Origin of the sequence: Bradyrhizobium sp. IC4060 (genome assembly GCF_020193715.1) — a bacterium.
Taxonomy (GTDB): domain Bacteria; phylum Pseudomonadota; class Alphaproteobacteria; order Rhizobiales; family Xanthobacteraceae; genus Bradyrhizobium; species Bradyrhizobium yuanmingense.
In genome coordinates this window covers 1-8178 of the sequence record NZ_JADYVJ010000038.1, presented here as the reverse complement: position 1 = coordinate 8178, position 8178 = coordinate 1, and the positions used below count along the sequence as shown (strand labels likewise).

The 8178-nt window shown below is 58.2% G+C and carries 4 protein-coding genes and 4 pseudogenes; 7 read left to right on the top strand and 1 reads right to left on the bottom strand.

The genetic code is table 11. The features are described 5' to 3' along the window. Positions 1–424, top strand: a pseudogene (locus I6F16_RS37165) (hypothetical protein); the annotation flags it as partial. Between the two features lie 465 nt (positions 425–889). On the opposite strand, the pseudogene I6F16_RS37160 reads toward I6F16_RS37165, so the two are convergent. After that, a pseudogene (locus I6F16_RS37160) lies at positions 890–1646 on the bottom strand (IS5 family transposase). A gap of 171 nt (positions 1647–1817) precedes the next feature. Here I6F16_RS37160 and I6F16_RS37155 point away from each other — a divergent pair. The 6 genes and pseudogenes from I6F16_RS37155 (at position 1818) to I6F16_RS37130 (ending at position 7082) form a co-directional block, all read left to right on the top strand. Then, entirely contained in the window at positions 1818–1988 is a 171-nt protein-coding gene (locus I6F16_RS37155) for a transposase (RefSeq protein ID WP_225174733.1), read from the top strand. Positions 1989–2023: 35 nt separating this feature from the next. Continuing rightward, positions 2024–3045 (top strand): annotated as a pseudogene (locus I6F16_RS37150) (IS256 family transposase); the annotation flags it as partial. Between the two features lie 399 nt (positions 3046–3444). Continuing rightward, positions 3445–3846 (top strand): transposase, encoded by a 402-nt coding sequence (locus I6F16_RS37145; RefSeq protein ID WP_225174732.1) that lies wholly within the window; start codon positions 3445–3447, stop codon positions 3844–3846. Next, positions 3843–4190, top strand: a complete 348-nt coding sequence (tnpB, locus tag I6F16_RS37140) for an IS66 family insertion sequence element accessory protein TnpB (RefSeq protein WP_225174731.1) — start codon at positions 3843–3845, stop codon at positions 4188–4190. The genes I6F16_RS37145 and tnpB overlap by 4 nt, the downstream gene beginning before the upstream one ends. A 302-nt stretch (positions 4191–4492) precedes the next feature. Next, a pseudogene (locus tag I6F16_RS37135) lies at positions 4493–4723 on the top strand (transposase domain-containing protein); the annotation flags it as partial. 445 nt (positions 4724–5168) lie between these two features. After that, entirely contained in the window at positions 5169–7082 is a 1914-nt protein-coding gene (locus I6F16_RS37130; protein WP_225174730.1) for a UbiA family prenyltransferase, read from the top strand. Positions 7083–8178: the final 1096 nt, after the last annotated feature.

Below are 8178 nucleotides of genomic sequence, written 5' to 3'. Positions count from 1 at the left end.
TGCAGCCGGCCTTGAAGTCGGTACCCCGGTGATCGATCTCTCTGATTCCCCGACTCTGATGTACGTGCTCGAGACGCGAGCGCTCGGTCAGCCATGGCTGATCGGGGGATATCCCGGCAGTAGCGCAGTCGCGGTGGAAACGCTCGGACTTGAGAACTGCGCCGATCTCGCCAAAGCGTGGATACTGATCGCGCCGGAGAGCCCGCGCCATCTTGACCAAGCCAGTGTCATGGCCTCGTTTGGAGGCGGGCAGGCGGACTATGTCGTCGCCGCGACGTTCGAAACCCCCATCATTGACGGGTATTTTCCGAACGCTCACCGGCAGTTTTTGTTGAAGCCCGTACGCTCTGCCGAGCTGGCGGGTCAGTCCTGCCATGAAGCCAGACGACAACGCCCAGCTGGCCAGAAATGGAGTACGGAATAAACCGCCAACTGGTTCCTGTACGTGTCAGATGTCACCGTCGAAATGGCAATGCCGAATCTTGGAAGATGAAGTTGTCGACACCGGCGAGAAGATCATGATTGGTTGGTTGGCTCGAGGGAATTGCTAATTGTTGACCAATGATGATACTTCTGTTTGACCACTGCCGAAGGTGTGGGAGACATCGACATAGCCTCACTGATCGCCTTCCGTCATCGCTAAGGTACGCTCGCCACGTTCACTGCTACCTATCCACCCGGCGTTTCGGCGCCATTGAAATTCGCGCTGATCACCATGTCCTCACTTTCAATGATCTCTAAGGATCAGCTTGTCAATGCTTGACCATCCGCTTAAGTCGGACGTGACGACGCGCCGGCTGGATGCGATCACGGAAACGGGACGACGTCGTTGGTTCTCCAACGGCGACAAAGCCCTCATTGTGCAGGAGACACTAGGCTGTGTGGACAGTTATCTTAGCCAAAGCAAAGTTGCGGCGATAGCGACGACGGCGAAATAGTTTCTCGCCGTTTTTTCGTAACGTGTAGCGACGCGCCTGAAGCGCTTCAGTTCGAGAAGCAGCATTCGATGAGATGACGCTCGGCATAAAGGGGTTTGTTAAGTGGATATTTGATGGCCCGTGAGGGGTTGTTCGGAATGACGGCTTGGGCACCTTTTGCGGCGATCGCGGATCGCAACGCATCGAATCGGAAGCCGCTCGCCCATCACGACCTCGGCTGAGAGTCCCTCGATGAGCGGCTGGGCCTGAGGCGCATCGCCGGCTTGACCTGCGGTGAGGAAGAAGCGGACAGGGCAACCCAAGACGCGGACGGCCATATGGATTTTTGGCGTCAGGCCGCCGCGCGAACGTCCGATGGCCTGATTTTGAGCCCCCCTTTTGCGCCGCCGGCGTGCTGGTGGGCGCGGACGATGGTGGAGTCAATGATCAGGTATTCAAAGTCCGGATCGTCTGCGAGCGCTTCGAACATGCGCAGCCAAACCCCTTTGGCGCTCCACCTGCTGAAGCGTCGGAAGACGCTGTTCCATTCGCCGAACGCTTCGGGCAGATCACGCCACGGCGAACCGGTTCGCACGATCCACAACACGCCTTCGACGAACATCCGATTGTCGCGACCGGTCGAACCACGCTGGTCCGGCCGACCGATGATCAGGCCAGAGATACGGTCCCATTGCGCATCGCTCAGACGAGCCGATCCATGACACCCAAGGCTTCCTCCTAAAAGAAAGCCTTGAATCACGTTCCGTCTGATTTGAGAATCCCAAGAGTCCACACTGCCTAGTCCCCGGCGCGGTCGTTTCCGACATTGTGAAATGGACCCCGATTTTGGGGCCACGTGCTTAGTTGGAGGAGGCCGCTCCGTTTGATAGACGGAGGATGATGACGACGAAGACGAGACGTAAGATCGACGCGGCACTGAAGGCAAAGATCGCGCTGGAAGCCGTGCGGGAGCAGGCGACGGTGGCCGATCTGGCCCAGCGCTATGAGGCTCACCCGAACCAGATCTATGCCTGGAAGAAGCAACCGCTGGACGGCGGCCCGGGCCTTTGAGGCGGGGTGTCAGGCGCGAGAGCGAGGACGCGCCGCTGATCCAGGCCGCCGTGCAGGAGACGCTGGAAACCGAGATGGCGGAGACGCTCCGCGCGGAGAAGGGGGAGCGGAGCGAAGCTCGGCTCGGCTATCGGTCCGGCTACTCGCGCTCGCTGATCACCCGGGTCGGCAAGATCGAGTTGAAGGTGCCGCAGGACCGGCAGGGACGGCTCTCGACCGAGCTGTTCGAGCGCTATCAGCGCTCGGAGAAGGCGTTGGTAGCCGCGCTAGCCGAGATGTACGTGCAGGGCGTGTCGACGCGGAAGGTGAAGCAGGTCACCGAGGAATTCGTGGGGCATGCCTTCTCGGCCGGCGATCAGCGCGATCAACAAGCTGCTGGATGCGTTGCTGAAGGCGTTCTGCGAACGCAAGCTCAAGGAGCCATTCCCCTATCTGATCCTAGACGCGCGCTATGAGCGGATCCGGGAGGATGGCATCATTGCCAGCCACCGGTCCTGATCGCGATCGGGGTTGACTGGGAAGGCCGGCGCCAGGTGCTTGCGGTCGAACTCGCCAACCGGGAGAGCCGGTCGAGCTGGAAGGATTTTCTGGAGACATTGAAGGCCCGCGGCCTGCATGGGGTGGAGTTCGTCGGCTCCGACGACCATCCCGGGCTGAAGAAGGCCATCCCCGAAGTCCTCACCGGCGTGTTCTGGCAGCGCCGCTACGTGCATTTTCTCAGGAATGCGCTCGACTATGTGCCTCGGAAGGTCGACGACGATTGCCTGCTCCAACTGCGCGGGATGTCTGACCGGCGCGACATCGCTGAGGTGCGGCGCGATCTGGCCGCCTGGCTCGGCAAATGGGGCGGCAAATATCCCAAGCTCACCGGCTGGGTGGAAGAGAACATCGAGGAGACGCTGACCTGTTTCCGTTTGCCGCTGGCGCACCGCAAGCACATGAAGTCGACCAACATGCTGGAGCGTCTCAACGAGGAGATCAGGCGGCGCACCTACGTCGTGAGAATCTTCCCAACGGCGAGAGCTGCCTGCGGCTTATCCGCGCGCCGACCCTCGAGCGCGCGCGCGGATTTCTGATCTTAATAGTCCGTGTGGCGTTGTCGTTCGGGCTGCTTTACTCACGTTGAGCGGGTGATTTCGCGGCGGTCCGGTCGCGGCTGTGTCAACCCGTTGGATCGCTTGCGCTGACCATCCTCCAGGATATTACAGCAAGCCTCTGGAGCCGCGGCATGATTGGCAACGCCGCGGCTCGGCTCGCTGGTCGAATTCTAACGATTGGGGGATCATGAATGTGCGTCGTTGCTCCACTGCCTTTATGTTTCGACGCGTAATTCATACATTCATACTATGGCTCTCCTCTAACCTTGCCGACTAGAGGAGGTACGCCTCCGTTGGCGGCCGCCTTGTTTGACGGAGGCGAGCGCTGCAGGTCCTAGGGTAATCCTAGGAGAAGCGCTATGACGATTTCGCGGGCAGAGGTGATCACATCGGTCGAGCGGCGGCGGCGGTGGTCGCGAGATGAGAAGGAACGGCTGGTTGCAGCATCGCTCGAGCCCGGAGCCACTGTTTCCGAGGTAGCTCGCATGTCCGGCCTTCATGTGAGCAAGCTGTTCAGGTGGCGCAAAGAGCTTTGCAAGCACGGCGAGACGAGTATAGCTCCGTTCGTGCCGGTCGAGATTGGGCCGTCTGTGCGGCCGCGGGATGTGGCCGAAGTGCCATTGACGACGGCGCCGGCGCGTCGACGGAAGGGCCAGGGCATCATCGAGATCGATCTTGGTAGCGGACACCGCATCCGGGTCGATGGCGAGGTCGATGGAGACGCGCTGCGTCGCGTTCTCGATGCCCTGGTGCGCCGATGATCCCGGTTCCGACAGGCGCGCGAGTGTGGCTCGCGACAGGCTACACCGATATGCGCAGAGGTTTTCCGTCGTTGGCACTCCAAGTGCAGGAGGTGCTGCACAAAGACCCGCTCAACGGTCATCTGTTCGTCTTCCGCGGTCGCCGCAGCGATCTTGTGAAGGTGATCTGGCGCGATGGCCAGGGAGCATGCCTGTTTACCAAAAGGCTCGAGAGAGGCAGGTTCATCTGGCCATCGGTTGCCGGTGAATCGGTAACGATCTCGCCGGCGCAGTTGAGCTATCTGTTGTCCGGGATCGATTGGCGCAACCCACAAGAAACCCAGCGTCCGACGCGGGTCGGATAGCGTTTTATGGTTTGAATCTGCGGCTTGATCTGATTCACTGGCTTCATGATATCGAAGCCGGACGATCCTCCATCGGACCTTGCAAGTGCCCTGGCGGCGCTGCAGGCCAAGCGTGAGGCGATGGAGGCGCAAAGCGTTCGCGAAGCGCGGCCCCAGGACGGATCGCGGCCGGAAGCAATAACCGAGAAAGTCAAACATAACCGTCTCAGTCTTGCCCCGCCGCCGGTCGTCCTTGCAGTAGACGATCCTCGTCTTCGTAGGATGCAGTTCCAGGCTGCACTCCGCCAGCCGAGCCTGGAGCGGGACGGCGGAACTGGACCTTCGCCGGCAGCCAGCGTGGCGCCGACCGTTCCGCCATCATGCTGACAATGATCACGACCTGTCGCCTGAATGATGTCGATCCCAAAGCCTGGCTCGCCAACGTCCTAGCCCGTATCGCCAATCTTCCTGCATCGCGTCTGCACGAACTGCTGCCCTGGGAATGGAAGCTCCTGGGCCAAGCCGGCAAGCCCGCCGGTCAGCAGGCTGCCTGACCTTTCACGCAACACCGTCATAGAGCTCGCCGGGCCCGCGCGCACGCGTCAATCGGGCGGTCTTCATCGAATGCGTACTAGAGGAGAGGTAATGGGAGCTTTGTTCGGCGACCCACGATCTCAAGGCACGCTCATCTAGCAGTGGGAAGCACGCAACTTGTGTCTAATGTCTGACAGCGGCCCGAAGCTCGTCAGATTCAAAACCCTCTCGCCTTGCGGCCCCGTCGAGCTTCTCGGAGTTAGCCAGACGCTTAGTGCGTCCTGATGCCATTGGCACGACCGTTGCTATTGAGACATAGCAACAGTGAGTGAAGGCTGCGTGCGCGCGGACGCGCGGGTGGAGCGCCCCTCTTTTTCCCCCTGGAGAGGACGTGCCCCCGTTTCTGAGAGAAGATACTTCGCGCATAGGGTTGTGCAGCGTTTGACATCAGCTTTGGAGAGCAACATGGTGCTGCGTGTCGAGTCCCTCGCTCCTCCCATAAAAGTGGAAAGCTGGCTGCGCGGTCAGCCCCTCACGAGCTTCCAACCCGGAAAAGTGTACATAGTTCAGTTTTGGGCAACTTGGTGCCTGCCATGTATGGCGGTGATGCGCCATCTGGTACAGCTGCAAGAGAAATACAAACACAGCGGACTTGAGATTATCGGAGTTGCAGCTCATGAACGTGCTCGAACGCCGGATGAGGCCCAAACCAAGCTGGACGCCTGGTTGACCAAAAACGTCCCGAACCCAAATTATCGTATCGGGCTCAAATGCACGGGCGAAATGAACAACCTTTGGATGGCATCTGACTTTTCCTTTGGGATTCCTACCTCGTTCGTCGTCAATTGTGACGGCTACATTGTCTTTATCGGTCGTCCGATGCAACTCGACGACGTCATACCGAAAGTTCTCGACAACAACTGGCGGACCAGCGATGGTGCTAAAGGTGCCAACGCGGAGTTTCCCAGCGACAAACCGTTGGTAGTAGATCTAGACGGATCTTTGATACTGACGGATGTGCTGTACGAGTCCTTTTTGGACGTCTTACCTCTTGGGTTCCGTGCGAATTTTGTGGCGGTCCGAGCCCTGGCCAATGGCAAAGCAGCTGTAAAGCATCATCTTGCTCAGGCTTCTGAGTTGGATTACGCAACTCTTCCCTACAACCCGCGCGTTCTCGATCTAATCCAAACAGCCAAAGCGCGGGGCAGGAAAGTCTACCTAGCTACCGCAGCCAACGCGAAGCACGCGAAGGCCATTGCAGACTACTTGGGAATCTTCGATGGGTGGTTTGCTTCTGACGAGAAAACGAATTTATCCGGAGATTTGAAAGCTGAGATACTCACAACCGCCTTTGGTAAGAACGGATTTGATTACGTGGGCAACGGTCCTGCAGATTTTCCAGCGTGGGAGATTGCTGATATTGCCTACGGTGTCCGCCTTTCTAATCCTGTAAAGAGTCGGCTCGTCGCGCTCAAGGGTGACTACGTCACATTAGATGACGGTAATCCGGGAAGGCGAGCGTGGTTCAAGGCCCTTCGGGTCCACCAATATGTCAAGAACCTGCTCGTTTTTGTGCCATTGGCGACATCGCATCAATTTACGTTGGCTGGCATCATCACAGCTGTGATCGCGTTTGTGGCGTTTTGCGGTGGCGCGTCGGCCGTCTACATCCTCAACGATCTACTGGACCTTAGATCTGATCGCGCGCACGCTACCAAGCGTGCTCGCCCCTTTGCGAGTGGCCTTCTCCACCCTCGAACTGGCTTGCTCATGGTTCCGGTCTTCCTCCTATTTTCTCTGATGCTGGCAACCACAATTTCGCTTGACTTTGTCTGCGTATTGGCTGGCTATTTTGTGCTAACCAGTGCTTATTCTGTCTATTTGAAGCGCAAGATGCTTGTGGACGTTATTGTGCTGACAGTGCTGTACACCACGCGCATTGTTGCAGGTGGCGTGGCAGCTCAAATTCAAATTTCGCAGTGGCTTTTCATCTTTTCCATGTTCATCTTCACATCACTCGCGCTAACCAAGCGGTATGTTGAGCTGGCGAGGAGGCTCGACCGCGGCCTTCCGGATCGTTCAGATCGAGACTACAGGATCGGCGACCTTGATGTCGTTGCCGCTTTAGTTGCTGCCGCTGGTATGAACGCTGTCACGATCTTTGCACTCTATGTTACTTCGCCCGATGTGCAGAGACTCTATCGACATCCGAAGGCGCTATGGCTCATCTGTCCAATCCTTATCTATTGGATAGGCAGGGCGCTCATGATGGCGCACCGACGTCTAATGGACGACGACCCCATTGTCTTTGCACTGAGAGACCGTAACAGCACGATTGCCGTCGTCTTGATGATTGCCGTAGTTATCATCGCCGTTTGACGCTTTCGGAGGCCGCGTTGCATTGATGCGCTGACCTGAAACGGACCCGCGAAGCGGGACCGCTTGAACCTCTTTGTTAGTTGGAAACTGACCACTCCTGATCCGTTTCTATCACGCAGCAAGAGTCTCTGTCTGCTGCAGTCGCTGTGGCATGTGGTCAACGCGCCAGCGTTGTCCACCATGTCAACAGCCTTCGCGGCCTGCATCCGTTCGCGCCAAACCGCCATCGGCGTGCGATAGCCGTGCGCCTGATGAAGGCGACGATCGTAAAAGGTGATCCAGCTCGCGACCCCTGCCTTGGCCTCGCGGCCCTCGGCATAGCCCTTGAGATAGATGTCCTCAGCTTGAGCGACCGCCACAGCCGCTCGATGAAGACGTTGTTCATCAAACGACCACGGCCATCCATGGAGATCTTGATCCCTGCGCCCGCCAACGCGCCGGTGAGAGATCGCGCACTTGGCTAGGGACGGCATCATCGGTACGACAATGCTTTAAGAGGAGCTCACAAAAACAAAGACGGTATCGCCAACGCTGATAAATAACACACGTCGGATTGGAAAAATCGGAGGCGTGACAGATCGGCGGAGCCAGTGGGTTTGCGAGTCATCGTGGCACGCTATTCAGTGTTCCGCAGCAGTTCCGAATATTACTCCACCGCATGGACTTGATCGGCGCGACCCAACGCGGATCATCGGCCATCCTTACGCCGATATCGTCCGGACAGCTCGATAGCATTAAACCGCGGTGCACACTTCTCCAACAGTTCGAGCCTTGCGCTGAGCTGCGCGTGGCGCTGCGACATCAAGCGTCAGGACGCACAACACATTAGTCACGCCTGGCGAGTTTACTTCAGAGTCAGACTTATTGGATCCCATAAGACAACTATGCTTGCTCTTGCGTAAGCCGGAAGGAGCAGATTCAAGCCTGCTCCCGACTGCTGAGTAGGCCGTTGCGCCATCATATAGGCGCTGACCTTGCCCCCAGATTTTATCCAGTTCTGAGTTCGCTCAAGCCATTGGATTTGCCCAGTTGGGCGGTGGTAGCGACGGGAGCTGGCGCGGAGCCATCGGCATAGCGCAGCGCCAGATCCCGGCGC